General features: G+C 72.1%; 15 protein-coding genes. 7 read left to right on the plus strand and 8 right to left on the minus strand.

The window, feature by feature from the left end; all coding sequences use genetic code 11:
- Positions 1 to 15 precede the first annotated feature (15 nt).
- From ACF07N_RS22755 to ACF07N_RS22765, 3 genes are all read right to left on the minus strand, one after another.
- Positions 16 to 651, minus strand: coding sequence for an MBL fold metallo-hydrolase (locus ACF07N_RS22755; RefSeq protein WP_383322043.1), 636 nt, complete (start codon positions 649 to 651; stop codon positions 16 to 18).
- 33 nt (positions 652 to 684) lie between these two features.
- Positions 685 to 1,992 carry a 4-carboxymuconolactone decarboxylase gene (gene pcaC / locus ACF07N_RS22760; protein WP_392115754.1) on the minus strand — a complete coding sequence of 436 codons (1,308 nt, stop codon included), beginning with the start codon at positions 1,990 to 1,992 and terminating at the stop codon, positions 685 to 687.
- Positions 1,993 to 2,055: 63 nt separating this feature from the next.
- Positions 2,056 to 2,598, minus strand: coding sequence for a DUF1707 domain-containing protein (locus ACF07N_RS22765; RefSeq protein ID WP_383322067.1), 543 nt, complete (start codon positions 2,596 to 2,598; stop codon positions 2,056 to 2,058).
- 280 nt (positions 2,599 to 2,878) lie between these two features.
- Here ACF07N_RS22765 and ACF07N_RS22770 point away from each other — a divergent pair, with 280 nt between their 5' ends.
- From ACF07N_RS22770 to ACF07N_RS22790, 5 genes are all read left to right on the plus strand, one after another.
- Positions 2,879 to 3,394: a hypothetical protein gene (locus ACF07N_RS22770; RefSeq protein ID WP_383322070.1), complete on the plus strand. Its 516-nt coding sequence runs from the start codon at positions 2,879 to 2,881 to the stop codon at positions 3,392 to 3,394.
- A 93-nt stretch (positions 3,395 to 3,487) separates the two neighbouring features.
- Positions 3,488 to 4,324 (plus strand): DUF4097 domain-containing protein, encoded by an 837-nt coding sequence (locus tag ACF07N_RS22775; RefSeq protein ID WP_383322073.1) that lies wholly within the window; start codon positions 3,488 to 3,490, stop codon positions 4,322 to 4,324.
- Between the two features lie 100 nt (positions 4,325 to 4,424).
- Positions 4,425 to 5,429: an ATP-binding cassette domain-containing protein gene (locus ACF07N_RS22780; protein ID WP_392115759.1), complete on the plus strand. Its 1,005-nt coding sequence runs from the start codon at positions 4,425 to 4,427 to the stop codon at positions 5,427 to 5,429.
- Positions 5,426 to 6,217, plus strand: coding sequence for an ABC transporter permease (locus tag ACF07N_RS22785; protein WP_392115762.1), 792 nt, complete (start codon positions 5,426 to 5,428; stop codon positions 6,215 to 6,217). Before ACF07N_RS22780 ends, ACF07N_RS22785 begins: the two co-directional genes overlap by 4 nt.
- 211 nt (positions 6,218 to 6,428) lie before the next feature.
- Positions 6,429 to 7,073, plus strand: coding sequence for an FMN-binding negative transcriptional regulator (locus tag ACF07N_RS22790; protein ID WP_392115764.1), 645 nt, complete (start codon positions 6,429 to 6,431; stop codon positions 7,071 to 7,073).
- Positions 7,074 to 7,136: 63 nt separating this feature from the next.
- Here the strand turns inward: ACF07N_RS22790 and ACF07N_RS22795 are convergent, their stop codons facing one another.
- The gene (locus ACF07N_RS22795) at positions 7,137 to 7,820 is read right to left on the minus strand and encodes an LmbU family transcriptional regulator (RefSeq protein ID WP_392115767.1); all 684 of its coding nucleotides are present in this window, start codon (positions 7,818 to 7,820) and stop codon (positions 7,137 to 7,139) included.
- A gap of 623 nt (positions 7,821 to 8,443) precedes the next feature.
- Here ACF07N_RS22795 and ACF07N_RS22800 point away from each other — a divergent pair.
- Together ACF07N_RS22800 and ACF07N_RS22805 are read left to right on the plus strand one after the other, a co-directional pair.
- On the plus strand, positions 8,444 to 9,574 hold the full coding sequence (locus tag ACF07N_RS22800) for an IS701 family transposase (RefSeq protein WP_392115770.1): 1,131 nt from the start codon (positions 8,444 to 8,446) through the stop codon (positions 9,572 to 9,574).
- A 331-nt stretch (positions 9,575 to 9,905) separates the two neighbouring features.
- Positions 9,906 to 10,748, plus strand: coding sequence for a DUF4097 family beta strand repeat-containing protein (locus ACF07N_RS22805; RefSeq protein ID WP_392115773.1), 843 nt, complete (start codon positions 9,906 to 9,908; stop codon positions 10,746 to 10,748).
- Positions 10,749 to 10,780: 32 nt separating this feature from the next.
- On the opposite strand, the gene ACF07N_RS22810 is transcribed toward ACF07N_RS22805, so the two are convergent.
- The 4 genes from ACF07N_RS22810 to ACF07N_RS22825 all read right to left on the minus strand — a co-directional run bounded on the left by ACF07N_RS22810 (position 10,781) and on the right by ACF07N_RS22825 (position 17,838).
- Positions 10,781 to 11,551: a thioesterase II family protein gene (locus tag ACF07N_RS22810; protein ID WP_392115776.1), complete on the minus strand. Its 771-nt coding sequence runs from the start codon at positions 11,549 to 11,551 to the stop codon at positions 10,781 to 10,783.
- Between the two features lie 40 nt (positions 11,552 to 11,591).
- On the minus strand, positions 11,592 to 12,941 hold the full coding sequence (locus tag ACF07N_RS22815; RefSeq protein WP_392115779.1) for a lysine N(6)-hydroxylase/L-ornithine N(5)-oxygenase family protein: 1,350 nt from the start codon (positions 12,939 to 12,941) through the stop codon (positions 11,592 to 11,594).
- A gap of 116 nt (positions 12,942 to 13,057) precedes the next feature.
- Positions 13,058 to 14,614, minus strand: a complete 1,557-nt coding sequence (locus ACF07N_RS22820) for an FAD-dependent monooxygenase (protein ID WP_392115782.1) — start codon at positions 14,612 to 14,614, stop codon at positions 13,058 to 13,060.
- A gap of 44 nt (positions 14,615 to 14,658) precedes the next feature.
- Positions 14,659 to 17,838, minus strand: a complete 3,180-nt coding sequence (locus ACF07N_RS22825; RefSeq protein ID WP_392115785.1) for an AMP-binding protein — start codon at positions 17,836 to 17,838, stop codon at positions 14,659 to 14,661.
- Positions 17,839 to 17,866: the final 28 nt, after the last annotated feature.

Genomic DNA, 17,866 nt, shown 5'->3' on the forward strand with positions numbered 1-17,866 from the left:
GGTCCCCGTGGGGCCTCAGACCTCGGCGGAGTCCCCCGGGGTCAGCCGCAGGTGTTCCGCGCCGCCGAGCTGCCCGATCTGGCGGTCGTAGACCGGGCGGGCCAGGTCGGTGAGGAGGGCGTCGTGGATGTCGTAGGCGCGCTGCGGCTTCAGCTCGCGGACGTAGTCGATGACCTCGGAGATCTTGCTCCAGGGGGCCATGACGGGGAGCATCAGCGTCTCCACCGCGCGGTCGGGCACGGTGAGGGCGTCGCCCGGGTGGAAGAGCTTGCCGCCGTCGACGAGGTAGCCGACGTTGGTGATGCGCGGGATGTCCGGGTGGATCACCGCGTGGAGTTCGCCGTGCACCTCGACGTCGAAACCGGCGGCCGTGAAGGTGTCGCCGTGACCGACCGTGTGGACCCGGCCGGGGAAGGCCGCCGAGATCTTCTCCGCGACCGACCTCAGGGTCCAGATCTCGGCGGCCGGGTTGTCCTCCAGCGCGGCCCGCAACCGGGACTCGTCGAAGTGGTCGGGGTGCTCGTGGGTGACGAGGATCGCGTCCGCGCCGAGCGCGGCGTCCTCCTCGCTGAACCCGCCGGGGTCCAGGACGAGGGTCCGGCCGTCCTTCTCCAGACGGACGCAGGAGTGCGACTTCTTCGTGAGCTTCATGATTCCATCCTGCCCCCGCCCTCGCGGGCGGGTTCACTCCTGGGGCGTGGTCTCCTCGCGGATGACCTGCTGGGCCACCTTGAACGCGCTGTTCGCGGCGGGCACGCCGCAGTAGACGGCCGCCTGGAGCAGCACTTCCTTGATCTCGGCCGGGGTGAGGCCGTTGCGCAGGGCGGCTCTGGTGTGGAAGGCCAGCTCGTCGAGGTGGCCGCCGGCGACCAGGGCGGTGAGGGTGACGCAGCTGCGGGTGCGCCGGTCGAGACCGGGCCGGTCCCAGATCTCGCCCCAGGCGTAGCGGGTGATGAACTCCTGGAAGTCGCCCGAGAACTCGTCGGCCTGTGCCAGCGCGCGGTCCACGTGGGCGTCGCCGAGCACCTCGCGGCGGACCTTCAGCCCGGCGTCGTACGGGTCGGGCCGGCCCGGCCCCCGCGGCGGTGCGGCGGCCGGGGCGATCTCGGCGACGGGGCCGGTCTGCGCGGGCTGCGGCGGGGAGGGGGACAGCACCGGCCGGAGAGCGGTGGCGGGCAGGGCGGTCTGGCCGGTGGAGGTCTCGAAGGCGGGCTGCCAGGCGGTGGAGAAGTGCCGCACGAGCAGGTCGGTGACGGCGGCGGGCTGTTCCACCGGCACGAGGTGCGAGGCCCCGGGGACGACGGCGAGGCGGGCGTCGGGGATGCCGGCGACCAGGGTGCGGGCCTCCGCTGGGCCGGTGACCTGGTCGTCCGAGCCGACGAGCACGAGGGTGGGCACGCCGACGCGGCTCAGCTCGGCGCGCACGTCGAAGGAGGCGAGCGCCTCGCAGGCGGCGATGTAGCAGCCGGGGTCGGTGGTGCGCACCATCTGTACGGCCCACTCGGTGATGGCGGGCTGCGCGGCGGCGAACCCGCCGGTGAACCAGCGCTCGGGGGCGCTGCGGGCGATCGGGTCGAGGCCGTTGGTCCGCACGATCACGCCGCGCTGGCGGAACTCGTCGGCCGTGCCGAAGCGCGGCGAGGCCGCGATCAGCGCGAGGGAGGCGAGCCGCTCGGGGTGGCGCAGGGCGAGTTCGATGCCGACGGCGCCGCCGAGGGCGCAGCCCGCGTAGCCGAAGCGCTGCACGCCGAGCCCTTCGAGGGTGGCCAGCAGCCGTGTGGTGAGGTCGGTCACCGAGCCGGCCGGGTACGCGGGAGCGCCGCCGTGCCCCGGCAGGTCGAACCGGAAGACGCGCCACTGCCTGGTCAGCTCGGGGATCTGGCGGTCCCACATGTGCCAGGTCGTACCCAGTGAGGGACCGAGGATCAGGACGGGGGCCTCTTCCGGCCCGTCGAAGCGGTACTGCAGGGTGTTCGGTGGTGTCTCACTCACCCGCCTGAGCCTCTCATCCGCCGCGGGATGCCACACCGCCGGGGTGTGCCCGGCCGGCGGACCTCAGCGCCGGGCGTGGCGGATCTTCAGCCGGCCGAATCCCATCACCCCGGAGAAGCGGATCGTCGGTCCGCCGGGGCGGAGACGCCGCGGGGTCTTGTAGCGCAGGTCCTTCCACTGGGTGCGTACGCCTTCGACGTCGACGACGGCGTCGCGTGGCACCGTGATGCTGGCCCCGCCGGTGCCGAGCCGCAGTTCGATGTCGACGACCGGATGCTCGATGATCGCCCGGGACAGGTCCAGACGCACCCGTCCGAACGCGGATCCGACCTTGAGTCTCCGGGGAACCCGCCACGCGCCGCCGCGCTCGATGCGTCCGCTGGCGGCGGCGATGGTGGAGGTGGTGGCCGGCAGTTCCTGCGGGAGTGCGGCGAGGGCGGACACGAGCTGGCCGCGGGCCTTGGCGGTGAGCGCCTGGTGGAGGCGCCGGTCCAGCTCCTCGTGGGTGAGGAGCCCTTCGGAGTACGCCTCTTGGAGGCGCCGCACGGCCGCGTCGCGGTCGTGCTCACCGATCGGCGACCGTTGCTCTCGGGGTAAGGGGGTCACCGTTCCACCCTACTGCCGGCAGGGCGTCGCGCCTATGCCGGCGGCCGGTTTTTGGTGCCACCGGGAAGGCTGGGTGGCGCCTTTTGGCGTCATGTGGCGCTGATTGGCGCCATCCCGGGGCGCATCGCCGCCGCGCGTCGGCGCGTAGGCCGTGCCGACGGGACGGTACCGTCACATTTCCGCAGGCCACAGCGTTCCACAGCGTTCCCCGGCGGACAGCCCCGATCCGAGGCATCACTGGCGCTTGCCCACGGCGCCATTTCGGTGCCACCATGGCGCCATGAACCTCACCCCGTACGTCGACACCCTCCGCCGTGAACTCGCGGTGGCCGCCGAGGCCGGCGGCGACGAGGCCCGCGAGCTGGCCGAGAGGCTCACCGCTCCCCTGGAGTCGGCGACTCGGCTGATCATGCTCAACGTGCTCTCCGCCGCGATGGACGAGATCACCCGCGAGCTCGCCCCCGGTTCGGTCGACGTACGGCTGCGCGGGCTCGATCCCGACTTCGTGGTCACCCTGCCGCCCGCCGACGGCGGCCCCCTGGAGCCGGCCGCACCCGCCGAACCGCTCAGGGCGCAGGCTCCCGCCGACGGCGACGAGGGCGGCATCGCCCGCGTGAACCTGCGCCTGCCCGCGCACCTCAAGGCGCGGGCCGAGGAGGCCGCCGGCCGCGAGGGCCTGTCGGTCAACGCGTGGCTGGTGCGGGCCGTGGCGGCCGCTGTCGACGGCGGCACCCGGCCGCGTACGGCGGAGCAGACCCGCACCATCGGACAGAGCATCACGGGCTGGGTGCGCTGACCGCACCCGCGCCGCGTGACACCGTCAGGCCACCTCACCGCCATCACGTCCCGCAGCGGGGACGCTCCGACCACCCATGAGGACGGCACAGCCATGCCTGCTTTCGACACCCCGGAACCGATCACGGCCACCACCCACGTGTACGCCGGCTCGATCCGGTTCACCGCGACCGACCGCCTCGACACGGTCGTCGAGGTACGCCCCCGCGACCCGAAGCGGGGCCACGACGTGAAGGCCGCCGACCAGACCGAGATCACCTGCGCGGGTGGTGTCCTGACCATCAGGACACCCAAGGCGAACCTCGTCGGGCGGTCCGGCACCGTCGATGTGACGGTCGGACTGCCCACGGGCTCGCACATCGACCTGACCGGTTCCTGGACCCAGGTCTTCGGCGAGGGCCGCCTCGGCGAGGTCAGGGTGAAGACCTCCTCCGGTGACGTACGCCTGGACAGCACCGGCCCGCTCCAGCTGACCGCCTCCCACGGCTCGGTCACCGTCGACCGGGTCGAGGGCACGGCCGAGATCACCACCAGCTCCGGCAGCCTGCGCGTCGGCACCGTCGACGGCTCCGCCGTGCTGAAGAACTCGCACGGCACCACGATGGTCGGCACCGCGCTCGGCGAGCTGCGGGTGAGTGGCGCCAACGGCGACATCGACATCACGCGGGCCGAGAGCTCGGTCGTCGCCACCACCGCCCACGGCACCCTGCGGGTCGCCGAAGTCGCCTCCGGCATCGTTCAGCTGGAGACCAGTTACGGCGCCATCGAGGTCGGCATCCGCGAGGGCGTCGCCGCCTGGCTCGACGTCAGCTCCGACCGCGGGCAGGTGCGCAACACGCTGACCTCCTCCGAGACGCCGGAGAAGACCGAGCAGACCGTCGAGGTCCGCGCCCGGACGCGCTGGGGCAACATCGACGTGCGCCGCGCCTGAGCCACCGGTCCGCCCGGCCGGATCGCCGCCCTCTTCTCCTCCCCCTCCCCCCTCCTCCTCCCGTCACCCCATCACCCCGCCTCACGAAAGGGGTCGCACCATGCCTTCTTCTGTCATGCCCACAACACAGCGAGGGGACGGCGGCCGGTCGCCCGCCGCCGTCTCCGCCGTCGGTGTGCGCAAGTCGTACGGCGACAAGACCGTCCTCGACGGCATCGACCTCCACGTCCCGGCCGGATCCGTGTTCGCTCTGCTGGGTCCGAACGGCGCGGGCAAGACCACCGTCGTCAAGATCCTCTCCACCCTGATCAGCCCCGGCGCCGGCTCCGGTGAGATCCGCGTCGGCGGCCACGACCTGGCCGCCGATCCGCAGGCGGTCCGCGCGGAGATCGGCGTCACCGGCCAGTTCTCCGCGGTCGACGGGCTGATCACGGGCGAGGAGAACATGCTGCTGATGGCCGACCTGAACCACCTCCCCAAGAAGGAGGGGCGCCGGGTGACCGCCGGCCTGCTGGAGCGGTTCGACCTCACCGAGGCCGCGCGCAAACCCGCCTCCACCTACTCCGGCGGCATGAAGCGCCGCCTCGACATCGCCATGACCCTGGTCGGCAGCCCGCGGATCATCTTCCTCGACGAACCGACCACCGGCCTCGACCCGCGCTCACGGCACACCATGTGGCAGATCATCCGCGCACTGGTCTCCGACGGCGTGACCGTCTTCCTCACCACCCAGTATCTGGAGGAAGCCGACCAGCTCGCCGACCGCGTCGCGGTCCTCGACGGCGGCAGGATCGCCGCGGAGGGAACCCCCGAGCAGCTGAAGCGGCTCATTCCCGGCGGTCACGTGCGGCTGCGGTTCTCCGACCCGTCCGCGTACCGGTCCGCCGCCCTCGCCCTCGACGAGGTCACCCGGGACGACGACGCGATGACGCTGCAGATCCCGAGCGACGGCAGCCAGCGGGAACTGGGCGCCCTCCTCGACTGGCTGGACGCGGTCGGCGTCGAGGCGGACGAGCTGACCGTGCACACCCCCGACCTGGACGACGTGTTCTTCGCCCTCACCGGCTCTCAGCAGCCGGACCAGCCCAAGGAGTTCGCCCGATGAGCGTCCCGTCGCACGCCCTGCGTGACTCGGCCACGATGCTGCGGCGCAATCTGCTGCACGCGCGCCGCTACCCGTCCCTGACGCTGCAACTGCTGCTCACGCCGGTCATGCTGTTCCTGCTGTTCGTGTTCATCTTCGGCGACGCGATGAGCGCCGGCATCGGGGGCGGCGACGCCGACCGCTCCGCCTACATCGCCTACCTGGTGCCCGGGTTGCTGCTGATGACCATCGGCAGCACCACGATCGGTACCGCGGTGTCCATCGCCACGGACATGGCCGAGGGGATCGTGGCCCGGTTCCGCACCATGGCGATCCACCGCGGTTCGGTGCTCGTCGGGCACGTGGTCGGCAGCGTGCTGCAGTGTCTGGCGAGCGTGCTTCTCGTGGGCGCCGTCGCCCTGGCCGTCGGCTTCCGTTCCACCGACGCCACGGTCCTGGAGTGGGTCGCGGCGTTCGGGCTGCTCACCGTGTTCTCGCTGGCCCTGACCTGGCTGGCGGTGGGCATGGGCCTGTCCAGTCCGAACGCCGAGGTGGCCAGCAACAACGCCATGCCGCTGATCTTCCTGCCGCTCATCTCCAGCGCCTTCGTCCCGGTCGACTCGATGCCGGGCTGGTTCCGGCCGATCGCCGAGTACCAGCCGTTCACGCCGGCCATCGAGACCCTGCGCGGTCTGCTGCTCGGCAGCGAGATCGGCCACAACGGATGGCTCGCCGTCGCCTGGTGCCTGGGACTGGCCGCGCTCGGGCACCTCTGGTCCAGGGCGTTGTTCCGGCGCGACCCGAAGTAGATTTCCCTAATCCTTCGGGGGCCCGCCCGGAAACGCGCCCCGAATCAATGGGGCCGGCATTGTCCTTTCCCGGCCCCGACGGGCATTTCCCGGGTTCCGGTTCTGTTCTTCATTGCGCAGGGGACATCAGCGCGCCACGATGGAGGGCCCGTTGTCCTGCCAACAGGACAGGCGTCACTGTTCCCGACAGAACCCGAAGGGTGAGTGCTGCATGTTCGTCCCCAGCCACTATCGAGAACCTGATGTGTCGTGGATGCTCGACCTGATTCGCGACAACCCGCTGGCACTGGCCGCCAGCAATGGGGCTCCCACTGACGGGCCGTTCGCCACGCATCTCCCGGTCATCACCGACCCGGAATGGGACGGGCGGCCCGAAGCGGACCTGGCCGGCATGCCGCTGCTGGGTCACATGAACCGAGCCAATCCGCATTGGGCGGCACTGGACACGGGGACGGCGATCCTGCTGACATTCACCGGACCGCACGCCTATGTGTCGCCCACCGTCTACGACGTCACCCCTGCCGCGCCGACATGGAACTTCACCTCGGTGCACGTGCACGGAGTCGTGGAGAGGATCGAGTCGACGGAAGAGACACTGGGCGTCGTACAGGCGACCGTGCAGGCCTTCGAGAAGGATTTCGGCGACAGCTGGGACATGACCGGGTCCGTCGACTACTTCCGCAGGATAGTTCTGGGGGTCGGCGCCTTCCGGGTCCGGGTGACCAAGGCCGAGGGAATGTTCAAACTCAGTCAGGAACAGCGCCCCGAGGTCCGCGACCGGGTGGTCCGCTCGTTCGCCGGACGCGGCTGCACCCGGCACGCGCAGACCGCGGAGCTGATGACCCGCCTGCCTTGAGGAGCCTGTTCGGCCGCGCGGGGTCCGCACCCTCGGCGTAGCGGACCCACCCTCACGCACCGGTCATTCGAGAGCGAGCGGCCGGTCGGCCTCCCGCAGCACCTGCTCGGCGGCGGCGTCGAGCGTGGCCATCACCCATTCCTCCAGCTCCGTGCCGGCCTGTGAGGCCGCCTTGTGCCACCACTGGAGGCGATGGTCGGGCACGGCCAGCCGGCGGGTCGCCGTCCCGGTGTCCGTCTGCTGCGCGGCGCCTTCGCGCTGTGCCCGGAGGGCATTGCGGAGTTGCTTGGTGCTCCACTTCATCTGCTCGGCACGATCGAGCCAGATGTCCTGCTCCTCCACATGCAACGACGCCAGCTCGGCATGGTGCTGAAAGCTGAGTGCGTGCCGCCGGCGATTCACCTCGAATCGCCGCGACACCCAGGCGTAGTTGCGCAGCGTCTGATATTGCAGCCCGGCCGCGCGAATTCCGAGTTCATAGCGGTCGGCATAGTGGTCCTTGCCGTAGACCAGCCAGTCCCCCAGCCACCAGGACGACGAGTTGAGCAGTCCGGAGAGCTGACGCCCGGCCCGCTCCCACTCCTCGAAAGCCAGTCCCATGGGTATGCGCAGGCCCACCTTTGTGGTGAGTACCTGTTCGCGTCGCGACTCCACTGCATCGGCTCTGCGAATTCTCTGTCCCGCTCCCGCGACCCTGCCGAAGAAGGTCACCTCGGAGTCTTTGCAGTCCTCGACCTGCTGTGTCATCACGTCTCCCCGTTACACACGCGTTTTGACCGAGCGGTTTTGCGATGGCTGGCTACGAATAGGGGTCGAACCGGGCGTTCCGCGGTTCCTCGCCGAGACCGGGAGGGTCGGCTTCCGCCCTTCCGAGTAGATCCCGACATCGAGGCCAGTTCAAGAATCTCGGCGCCCTCGAACACTACTTTGCGGAGTTCGAACGCCACTCCTCCAAAATGGTCTAGTCCACTGATTGGCCTGATCTGAACACCGTCCGCTTGCCTGATCCGCTCACGGGGAGCCGGGCGGAGTGAAGCGCGCGTGAAATCGAGGGAGTGGGACAGCCACGTCCTGATTGCGGGTGTCCTGCGGGCGCCGCAGCCGCCACCGGGCAGGCGGGAGAGCACGCGCACGCCCGGGACCGTGCGAGGACGGGGTGCCGTCCTGGTGTCAAGTGCCCCCGGGATTTGCGCCATTCGTGGCACCACAACAAGTCAGCCAACCTCGGGCGCTGACACCGCACTGTGCTCCGACCTAGACTTTCGTCTCCACAACGCTCAGTAACTTCGGGGGAGTTATTGCGTATGGAGACCCTCCAGACAGGCACTTCGTCGGGTTCACGGCACGCGACCCGTGCCACCGATCCGGACATGTCTCTCGATCACTTCAGCGCCACGATCTTCAAGAGCTTACGCCGGACGGATCAGCGCAAGTGGGCCCACGCCTACCTGGAGGGACTGCTCGTCACCTCGGGCAAGAAGTCGGTGCGCCGGCTCGCCACCACGATCTCCCGCGATCCGTCCGTCGTGCAGTCGCTGCGCCAGTTCGTCAGTCTCAGCCCGTGGGACTTCGACGAGGTCATGGAGGAACTGACCCACTGGGTGGCGGTCCACCGGCCCACGCACGTCTGGCCCATCGGCCGGGCCGTCCTGCCCAAGCGCGGTGACCGGTCGGTGGGCGTCCACCGCTACTTCGACCTGTCCTCGGGCCGCACGCTCAACTGCCAATTGGGACTGGGCGCCTTTCTCTGCGTCGGCGAGGCACAGTTGCCCGTGGACTGGTGCCTGCACCTGTCCACGGCCTGGACGCAGGACCCGGACCGGCGCAGGGACGCCCGCATACCGGAGGGTGAGCGGTACCGGCCGCTGTGGGCGGCGGTGCTGCGTCTCGTCGACCGGCTCGCGGCCCGCTCGGACTCCCCGTCGGCCGTCGTCCTCGTCGACATGAGCGACGAACCCGACGTGGCGTACCTGCTGCACGGACTCGCCAAGCGCAACCGTGACTTCGTCGTCGCCGTACCCCCGCACCTGGCGGTGCTGCCCGCCGGCGAGAGCCTGCCCGCGCCGGTGAGCGCCCGGTCCCTGGTCTCCGCGCAGGGCCCGGAGACGGAGCGGCGCAGCCGGCTCCAGACGTCGCTCGTCCATCTGGCCGGAGACCTCCCCGGGCGTGCTCCGGGCCCTCCGTACCGGCTGCTCACCGAGACGGACCCCACCGGCGCCCCGGGCCCGCTGTGGCTCACCAGCCTCGCCCACCTCGGCCTTGCGGAGGTCGGCTCGATCACCGCGCTGCACACCGGGACGACGGACGCGATCGGTGCCATGGAGCGGGACTTCGGGCTGCTCGACTTCGAGGGGCGCTCGTTCCCCGGCTGGTACCACCACATGGCTCTCGTCTCGGCCGCCTACACCTACCGTCGCCTGCACGGCCCCGCCGCCGCACCGCCCGGCGACCCGGCGCACCGGGTGCCGCAGCCACGGCCGAGGCCGCTCCCACCATCCTGACACCATCTGGCGTCACATCCACCACCAATCTGCGCCACTTTGGCGCCGAGGTGCCCTGCCCTGCCGGCTGGCCGATTCCGCTCGCCGGCGTGGGGCGTTCCGTGCTGCCGTGGGGGCGTACCTCGTGTGGTGGCGCTAGTGTGATGCCACATGGCGTCAGACGTGGTGAGGATGGACCGGACTCCACCAGGTGCCCCGGCGGTACGGTTCCGCGCCGCGGTGGCCCGTGTCGCGGCACCCCGGCCGATCCGGCGCGACCGCACATGAGGGCGCGTCGGCCGGGCCGCCGCCGTCGGGCCGGTGGCCGCAGTCGTCCCGAAGGCGGCCCGCCATGCCGGCGTTCGAGACGCCCTCACCCGTCCACGTGGACCTCAGCGTCGTGTGCGGCCAGGTCCGGATCGTCGCCGGCGACCGCTCGGTGACGACCGTCGAGGTCTCCCCGCGCGACCGCGAGGACCCCGACGACGTACGGTCCGCCGACCACCTGCACATCGGCCACGCCGACGGCCGGCTGCTGGTGGAGGCCCGGGGGCCCGGCTGCAACGGCGGCGCGGTCGTCGTGGCGCTCGCCGTACCCACCGGGTCGAGTCTGCACGGCCGTGCTCTGGCCGCGGACTTCCATGCGACGGGGGAGCTGGGAGAGTGCCGGCTCAGCACGGGCCTGGGGCACATCAGCCTCCACCGGACCGGCAGCCTGCACCTGGACGCCGCCCTCGGGGACATCACCGTCGGCCGCGCGGCCGGCACCGTCGAGGCCACGGCAGACCGCGGCGACGTCCGGCTGGGTCTGGCGGAGGGCACGGCCACGCTCCGCGCCCGGGGCCGGGGCGATGTGACGGCGGACGAGGTCCGCGGTGCCGCCCTCCTGTACGCCGAGCGAGGCACCGTCCGGCTCGGCCGGGCGCACACCGACGTGGAGGCCCGGACGGTCCACGGCGACATCGACCTCGGGGAGGTGCGGCGGGGGTCCGTGCTGGCCACCGCCACGTTCGGCAACGTCCGGGTCGGTGTGGCCGAGACCAGCGAGGCGCGTCTGTCGCTCGACTCCGCCGCGGGGACCGTCTCCACGGCGCTCTCGCTCCTGGCGGGGCGCGAGCGGGCGGACGAGGTCGTGTTCGTCCAGGCCCGCACCGTGATCGGTGACGTCGTGGCGGAGTCGTCCGGCACGGAGTGATGCGGCCGGGGCGTGCCGCCCGCCCGCAGCCGTCACATGGCGGTGTGCGGGCGGTACGTGACGCCGTCCAGTACGCGGCCGAGGTCCGCCAGCAGCGCGGCCTCCTCGCCGACGAGGTAGAAGTGCCCGCCGGGCAGGACCCGGAGCCGGAAGGCGCCGTGTGTCATGTCGGCCCAGTCGCGCATCTGGTCCGGGGTCACCTCGGGGTCGGCGTCCCCGGTGTAGCCGAACACGGGGCAGTCGAGCGGGGGGCGGCTGCCGCCGCGGTAGTCGTCCACCAGCCGGTAGTCCGCGCGGACCGCGGGGAGCACGAGCTCCCTCAGGTCGGGATCGGCGAAGACCGGGGCGCGGCTGGGGTCGAAGCGCAGGATGTCCGCGACGATCCGGTCGTCCGGGCCGGAGAACCGGCGCGAGCCGTCCAGCGTGTGCGGCGGGCGTCTGCCGGACACGCACAGCGCGGCCGGCGGACACCCGCGCTTCTGGAGGCGCAGTGCCACCTCGTGCGCCACCGACGCGCCCATGCTGTGGCCGAACAGCACCAGCCGGTACGGCGCCAGCTCGGCGAGCGCGTCGGCTATGTCGTCCGCGAGGGCCTCCAGGCCCGTCGCGAACGGATCGCTGTACCGGTCCTCGCGGCCCGGGTACCGGACGGCGAGCACGCCGGTGTCCGACGGCAGTCCCGTGGACCAGGTGCGGTAGGCGCTCGCCCAGCCCCCGGCATGGGGGAAGCAGACGAGCTTCGTCCCGCAGGTGTCGTCGTCACGGAAGCGGCGCAGCCACCTCTCCGCCATCGGACTGTTCATCAGCGTTCCCTTCCCGCGGGGGTGATGGGCACCGCACCCGTCAGCGGAGGTCACCGCCGACCTCGGCAAGGATGGCATGTTCGGCGTCGCGGCCGGCGGCGAGCCGGCCGACGATCGAGGCGGCGATCTCTCCGCTCCGTACGGCGATGTTCGACAGCAGCGAGGACGTCAGGCCGTGGGTGTGTTCGGTGCCGCCCTGGAGGTAGATGCCGCAGCGCATCTCCGGGTCGGTGGAGACGCGGTAGTCCCGCTCCACCCGGTAGCGGTGCGCCTCGTCGCGCAGGCAGTGCCGGTCGAGGTCGCCGAGCAGCCCCGTGGGCTGCATCGTCCGGTAGCCGGTCGCGCAGACGAGGGCGTCGAAGTCCAGGTCGCGCACCTCGCCGTCGGGGCCCACCTGGAGGGAGACGCGGGTCTCGGCGCCCAGGCGCTTGACCCCGGTGACCCTCGTCAGGTTGAGGAACTGCAGGCGCCGGACACCGCGCACCTCGTCGTCGTACGACCTGCGGTAGAGCGCCCTGATCACCTCGTCGTCGACCACGGAGTAGTTCGTGTTGCGGTGGTACCGCCAGAACGCCTCCCGTGTCTGGTCGGTGCCGAAGTAGTAGTCGTCGACGGCCCCGGGGTCGAAGATCTGGTTGGCGAAGGGGGTGTCGTCCGCGACGGAGTACCCGTAGGACGGGATGACCGCGCACACCTGGGCGTGCGGCAGCTCGTCGTACAGGAACCTGGTGATCTCGGCCGCGCTCTGGCCGGCCCCGACCACCGCGACCCGGCGCAGGTCCGCGGGGTTCATCCGGCGGTACTTCTCCAGGAACTCGGAGCTGTGCCACACCCGTTCGTCGCGCTCGGTCCCCAGGGGCATGTCCGGGACGAGGCCCGTCGAGATCACCACGTTGCGGGCCTCGACCACGCGGCTGCCCCGCCCGGCCGTGTCCGCGACGTGCAGGCGCAGCCGGTCCGAGCCCTCGGCGTCGGTGCCCGGCGGCAGCTGGATCGACGTCACCTCCGAGCCGTACGCGACGCGGTCGGCCACGCGTGCCTGCGCCCACTCGAGGTACTGGTGGAACTCCTCACGCGTGGGGAAGAAGTCCTGGTTGTTGACGAACTGCGGCAGCCGCCCCGACGCGTGCAGGAACGCGATGAAGCTGAAGCTCGACGTCGGGTTGCGGAAGGTGACCAGGTCCTTGAGGAAGGAGATCTGCATGGTCGCCGACGGCAGCAGCATGTTGCGGTGCCAGCCGAACGACGACTGGCGCTCCAGGAAGAGGGCGCTGACCTCGTGCTCCGGGCCGTTCGCCCGGGCCTCCTCCAGGGCGACGGCGAGTGACAGGTTGGACGGACCGAAGCCGATGCCGACCACGTCGTAGATCTCGTGTTCACGATCACTCATTGGATTCTCCCGCGGGCATGAAGGTGCGATGCACTGAGCGCATCTCCGATCGGTGGTCTTCCGCTCCCGGACATGCGTGTCCTGTCAGCGGGACACCCGGTTCCAGGGGGCGTGGGTCAACTCCGCGGCGCCGGGCCGAACCAGGTGGCGAGGGCCGTCCGCAGCGCGGGGGTGCCGGGCGCGCCGCCGGCGTCGGCCGCCCAGGCGACATGGCCGTCGGGGCGGATGAGGAGCGCGGCCGGGGCGGGGATCGAGCCGACGGCCGGGACGGGCCAGTGGTCGTCCTCGCTGCGCGCCTCGACGAGGTCGACACGGTCGGTCCAGCCCTCGGCGGCCGCCGCGAGTCCGGCGTCGCCGCGCAGGTCGAGCAGGACCGGGCGGGCCCCGTGCAGCAGTTCGTACACCCGGGTGGCGCCGTCGGTGGTCTTCAGGCCGGCGTCGGGCACCCGGCGGCCCGTCAGCAGGTGGTCGCCGTCCGCCGGGTAGCGGATGTCCAGAGCCGTGAGCATCCCGCGCAGGTACTGGTTGACGTCGTCGAACACGATGAGCGCGGAGAACACGTCGCGCAGCGCGTCCGTATGGGCGCCGGGACGTGCCAGGGCCGCCTGGGCGCGGGTGTTCTGCAGGACGCGCTCCCCGACGGGGTGGCGCTCGGCATGGTAGCTGTCCAGCAGGGTCTCGGGTGCCTGTCCGCGCACCACCGAGGCGAGTTTCCAGCCGAGGTTGACCGCGTCCTGCACGCCCATGTTCAGGCCCTGGCCGCCGGCCGGGAAGTGGATGTGCGCCGCGTCGCCCGCGAGCAGCACGCGGCCCTCCCGGTAGCGGGCGGCCTGCCGTGCCGCGTCGCTGAACCGGGAGACCCACCGCGGGCTGTTCATGCCGTAGTCGGTGCCCGCGATCCGGATGAGCGAGTCCCGCAGCTGCTCGAACGTCGTGGGTTCGTCGCGGTCCGGGACCCGGCCGTGCTCGGTCGTGATCACCCGGTACCAGCCCGGTTCGAAGGCGATCACCGAGTAGTCGCCGCCGGGGCAGCGCCGTCCCCAGATGTAGTCCTCGGGCAGGTCGGGGAGTTCGACGTCGCCGATCAGCGAGGTCATCGTCGCCGGGGTGCCGGGGAAGTCGATGCCCGCCAGTTTGCGCACCGTGCTGCGGCCGCCGTCGCAGCCCACGAGGTAGCGGGCGCGCAGCGTCGCCGGTGCCGTCCCCGCCGTGCCCAGTTCGACCGTCACACCGGAGTCGTCCTGGCTGATCCCGTTCACCTCGGACGACCAGCGCACCCGTACGCCGAGTTCGGCGGCCCACTCCTCCAGGAGCCGTTCGATGGTGTACTGCAGGATCATCAGCGGGTAGGGGTGGCGGGACTCGGACTCGTCGAACTCCAGCCGCAGGCCGGAGAAGTGGCCCACGCCCTGCAGTTCGCCGGCCGCCAGGAAGCGGTCCACGATCCCGCGCTGGTCCAGCACCTCCAGGGTGCGGGAGTGCATCCCGCCGGCGCGTGACTCGCCGGTCCGTTCCGCGAGCCGTTCGACCAGCGTCACGTCGACGCCGGCGAGTCTCAGCTCGCAGGCGAGCATCAGGCCCGTCGGCCCGGCGCCCGCGATCACCACGTCCGTGTCCATGCCGGTGTGCCCCACTTCGTCGTTCCCCTCGTTCCCCTGCGGCTGTGACGTCATGGCCTCGTCTCCGGTGGCCGTGCCGGCGGCCGGGAGGTCCCCGCTCAGAGGACTTCGCCGTCCTTCGTCCGCCGGCGCAGCGTCGGCCTGCTGGACTGGGCGAGGTCCTTCCAGGTGTCCGACAGACCGGCGACGGTGCGTACCGCGAACAGCGTGCGGATGGACACCTCCTGGTTGAGCTCCGCGCGGATCAGGCCGACCAGGCGGATGGCCCGCAGCGAGTTGCCGCCGAGGTCGAAGAAGTCGTCGTCGATGCCGACCCGGTCCACCTCCAGCACATCGGCGAAGGCCTCGGCGAGCACGCGCTCGGTGCGGTTGCGCGGTGCCCGGTACTGCCCATCGTCGAAGACCGGTTCCGGCAGCGCCGCCCGGTCCAGCCTTCCGCCGGCCGTCTCCGGGAGGCGTTCCAGGACCACGAACACCGACGGCACCATGAACTCCGGCAGCCGCCCGGCGGCGAACCGGCGCAGTTCCTCGGCGGAAGGGCCGGCCGCGGCGCCGGGGCCGCCGGCCGGGACCACGTAGGCCACCAGCCGACGCTGCCCGGTGCCGTCCTCGCCGGCGATCACGGCCGCCCGTGCCAGCCCCGGGTGCTCGCACAGCGCTTCCTCGGCCTCGGCGGTCTCGACCAGGACACCCCGGACGTCCGCCTGGCCGCCGGCGCGGCCCACGTACTCCAGGCGGCCGTCGGCTCCCCACCGCACCCGGTCGCCGGTGCGGTACATGCGCCCGCCGGCCGGACCGAACGGGCAGGGCACGAACCGCTCAGCGGTCTGCCCGGGGCGCCCGGCACGACCGCGCGCCACCCCGGCTCCCGCCACGTACAGCTCCCCCGTGACGCCCACGGGCACCGGCGCCAGGCCCGGTCCGAGGACGTACAGGGCCGTGTTGTCCATCGCGTGGCCGACGGTGCCCGCCGGGTACGCGGGTTCGTCCGCTGCCGGGCGGTGACACGCGGCGAACGCGGTGGTCTCCGCCGGGCCGTGACCGTGGACGACCGTCAGCCCGGGGCAGGCCCGGCGCACCCGGCGCAGCGCGGCCGCGGGGACGCGGTCGCCGCCGGTCCACACCTCGCGCAGCCCGGCGAGCCGCTCGGGCCGGTCCGCCGCGATCGCCGCGAACCGGGCCGGGGGCAGCCACACGGTGGCTAGCGCCCGGGCCGGCGCGTCGATGTCCGGTTCCCCGGGAGGCGCCACGACCACCCGGCCGCCGTTCAGCAGCGGCGCCCACAGTTCGAGGGCGAGCCCGTCGCCGGAGTGCGGCGCGTGCCACAGCACGGTGCCGCGGGCGCCGTCCGCCCAGGCGCGGTCCCGTACCAGCCGCTCCATGTTCCGGTGCGTCACCGCCACCACGGTGGTCTCCGCGGAGCCGGGCACCACGGCCAGCAGGTTGTCCCGGCGCAGCCGCACCGGAACCGCCCGCCCGTCGTCCCCGTCGGCGGCCGCCGGGTCCGGGCCGAGGTCGTCGAGCAGCAGCGCCGGCAGTCCCAGGCCGGCGGGGAGCGCCGCGGCGGACGTCGCGTCGGTGAGCAGGAGGCGGACCGGGCAGTCAGCGGCCGCCGACGTGACCCACTCCGTCGGGAGCGCGGGGTCGACCGGCAGGTAGGCGGCGCCCGCCTTCGCCACTCCCAGCAGGGCGACGGCCAGCTCCACCGACCGGGGCAGCGCGACCGCCACCACCGTCTCGGGGCCGATGTTCCGGCCGCGCAGCACACCGGCCAGACGGCTCGACCGCTCGTCCAGCTCCCGGTAGGTGACCTCCACGTCACCGGACACCAACGCGACGGCCCCGGGCGCCTGCTCGGCCTGGCGGGCGAACAGCTCCGGGACGGTCAGTCCCGGCAGCGGGGTGTCCGTGCCGTTCGGTGCCGTCAGCACCTGGTCCCGTCCGGCGCCGCTCACCACGTCCAGCGCGCCGACCGGCACCTGCGGGCCCGCGGCCGTCAGGGCGCGGACGAAGTCGATCAACTCGGCGCCGATGAAGCGCAGTTCCGCGCGGGAGTACAGGCCAGCGGGCGCGTCGAGCCGGAAGCACAGGTCGCTGTCGGGGCTCCCGTCGGTGCCGACGGCGATGGACAGTTCGTCGAAGGTCCCGGTGGTCGCGCACAGGTAGCGGGCCGGGTGGCCGTCGAAGTGGAGCTGCTCCGCGAACTCGGTGACGTTCATGACGGCGCCGAAGCTGCCGCGGCCGCTCAGGACGGTTCCGCCGGCGCGCTGGATCTCGGAGTAGTGGCAGGCGGCGTGGTCGAAGATCTCGTAGGTCTCGTCGCCCAGCGCGTCGGCGATGTCGGTGAGGGTCGCGCCGAGCGGGACCCTCGCCCGTACGGGAACCACGTTGACCGCGAGGCCCGGTGTCCTGCTGGCCGCCCCGACCCGGTTGCCCACGGCCAGCGAGAACAGGAACTCCGGGCGGTCGCACCGGTGCCGGAGGTAGGCCGCGGCGGCCGCGGTCAGCAGCGACGACATCCACACGCCCATGGACTTGGCGGCCTCGGTCCAGGCGTCCGCCTCGGCGCGCGGGACGGTCAGTGTCCGGCTCACCATGCCGATGGCGCCGGCCAGTTCCGACCAGCGGTCGGCCTCGCTCATCGGTTCGCCGAGCGCGGACTCCGCCGACGCGGGCAGGGCGACACGCGGGACCTGGGCGGGTGCGGGCGCGTCCTTGAGGTAGTCGTGCCAGAACTCGGTGTCGTCCAGGGACCGCTGGGAGGCGTGGTACTCCGCCGCGGCGGTGGCGAACGACTCGGCGTCCCACGCGTGCGCCGGTTCCGGTGCCTTCTCGTCCCGCACCAGCGCCGTGTACACCTCGGCGAGACGCCGGGACAGCAGGCCGGCCGCCCCGTACCCGTCGGACACCAGGTGGTGGTAGGCGATCACCACCAGGGAGCGGGTCGCCGCGAGTCTGACCACGCCCAGCCGGAGCAGCAGGTCCCGTTCCAGGTCGAACGGCCGGCGCAGCACCTCGGCGAGGGCTTCACGGGCCGCCTGTCCGGGATCGGCCTCGGCGCTCAGGTCCAGGAAGAACGGCTCCCAGTCGCCCAGCTCGCGGGGTGTCAGCCGCAGTCCGCCGCCGTCGTCGGCGAAGGTGACGCGCAGGACCTCCGCCTCCTCCAGCACCTGCCGGAAGGCGGATTCCATGGCCGCCCGGTCCAGTTCACCGTCCACGTCCCACATGATCATCGCGTGGTTCAGTGAGTCGGGAGTCATTTTCTGCGCCAGCCACATCCCTTTATGCGCGGCCGGCGCATCGAAT

This window comes from Streptomyces sp. NPDC015242 (assembly GCF_043079125.1).
Lineage (GTDB): Bacteria > Actinomycetota > Actinomycetes > Streptomycetales > Streptomycetaceae > Streptomyces.

Coding starts and splice junctions, on each gene's coding strand:
- ACF07N_RS22755 (WP_383322043.1), bottom strand. CDS start 651: ATGAAGCTCACGAAGAAGTCGCACTCCTGCGTCCGTCTGGAGAAGGAC.
- ACF07N_RS22770 (WP_383322070.1), top strand. CDS start 2,879: ATGAACCTCACCCCGTACGTCGACACCCTCCGCCGTGAACTCGCGGTG.
- ACF07N_RS22775 (WP_383322073.1), top strand. CDS start 3,488: ATGCCTGCTTTCGACACCCCGGAACCGATCACGGCCACCACCCACGTG.
- ACF07N_RS22780 (WP_392115759.1), top strand. CDS start 4,425: ATGCCTTCTTCTGTCATGCCCACAACACAGCGAGGGGACGGCGGCCGG.
- ACF07N_RS22785 (WP_392115762.1), top strand. CDS start 5,426: ATGAGCGTCCCGTCGCACGCCCTGCGTGACTCGGCCACGATGCTGCGG.
- ACF07N_RS22790 (WP_392115764.1), top strand. CDS start 6,429: ATGTTCGTCCCCAGCCACTATCGAGAACCTGATGTGTCGTGGATGCTC.
- ACF07N_RS22795 (WP_392115767.1), bottom strand. CDS start 7,820: ATGACACAGCAGGTCGAGGACTGCAAAGACTCCGAGGTGACCTTCTTC.
- ACF07N_RS22800 (WP_392115770.1), top strand. CDS start 8,444: ATGTCTCTCGATCACTTCAGCGCCACGATCTTCAAGAGCTTACGCCGG.
- ACF07N_RS22805 (WP_392115773.1), top strand. CDS start 9,906: ATGCCGGCGTTCGAGACGCCCTCACCCGTCCACGTGGACCTCAGCGTC.
- ACF07N_RS22810 (WP_392115776.1), bottom strand. CDS start 11,551: ATGAACAGTCCGATGGCGGAGAGGTGGCTGCGCCGCTTCCGTGACGAC.
- ACF07N_RS22815 (WP_392115779.1), bottom strand. CDS start 12,941: ATGAGTGATCGTGAACACGAGATCTACGACGTGGTCGGCATCGGCTTC.
- ACF07N_RS22820 (WP_392115782.1), bottom strand. CDS start 14,614: ATGACGTCACAGCCGCAGGGGAACGAGGGGAACGACGAAGTGGGGCAC.
- ACF07N_RS22825 (WP_392115785.1), bottom strand. CDS start 17,838: ATGTGGCTGGCGCAGAAAATGACTCCCGACTCACTGAACCACGCGATG.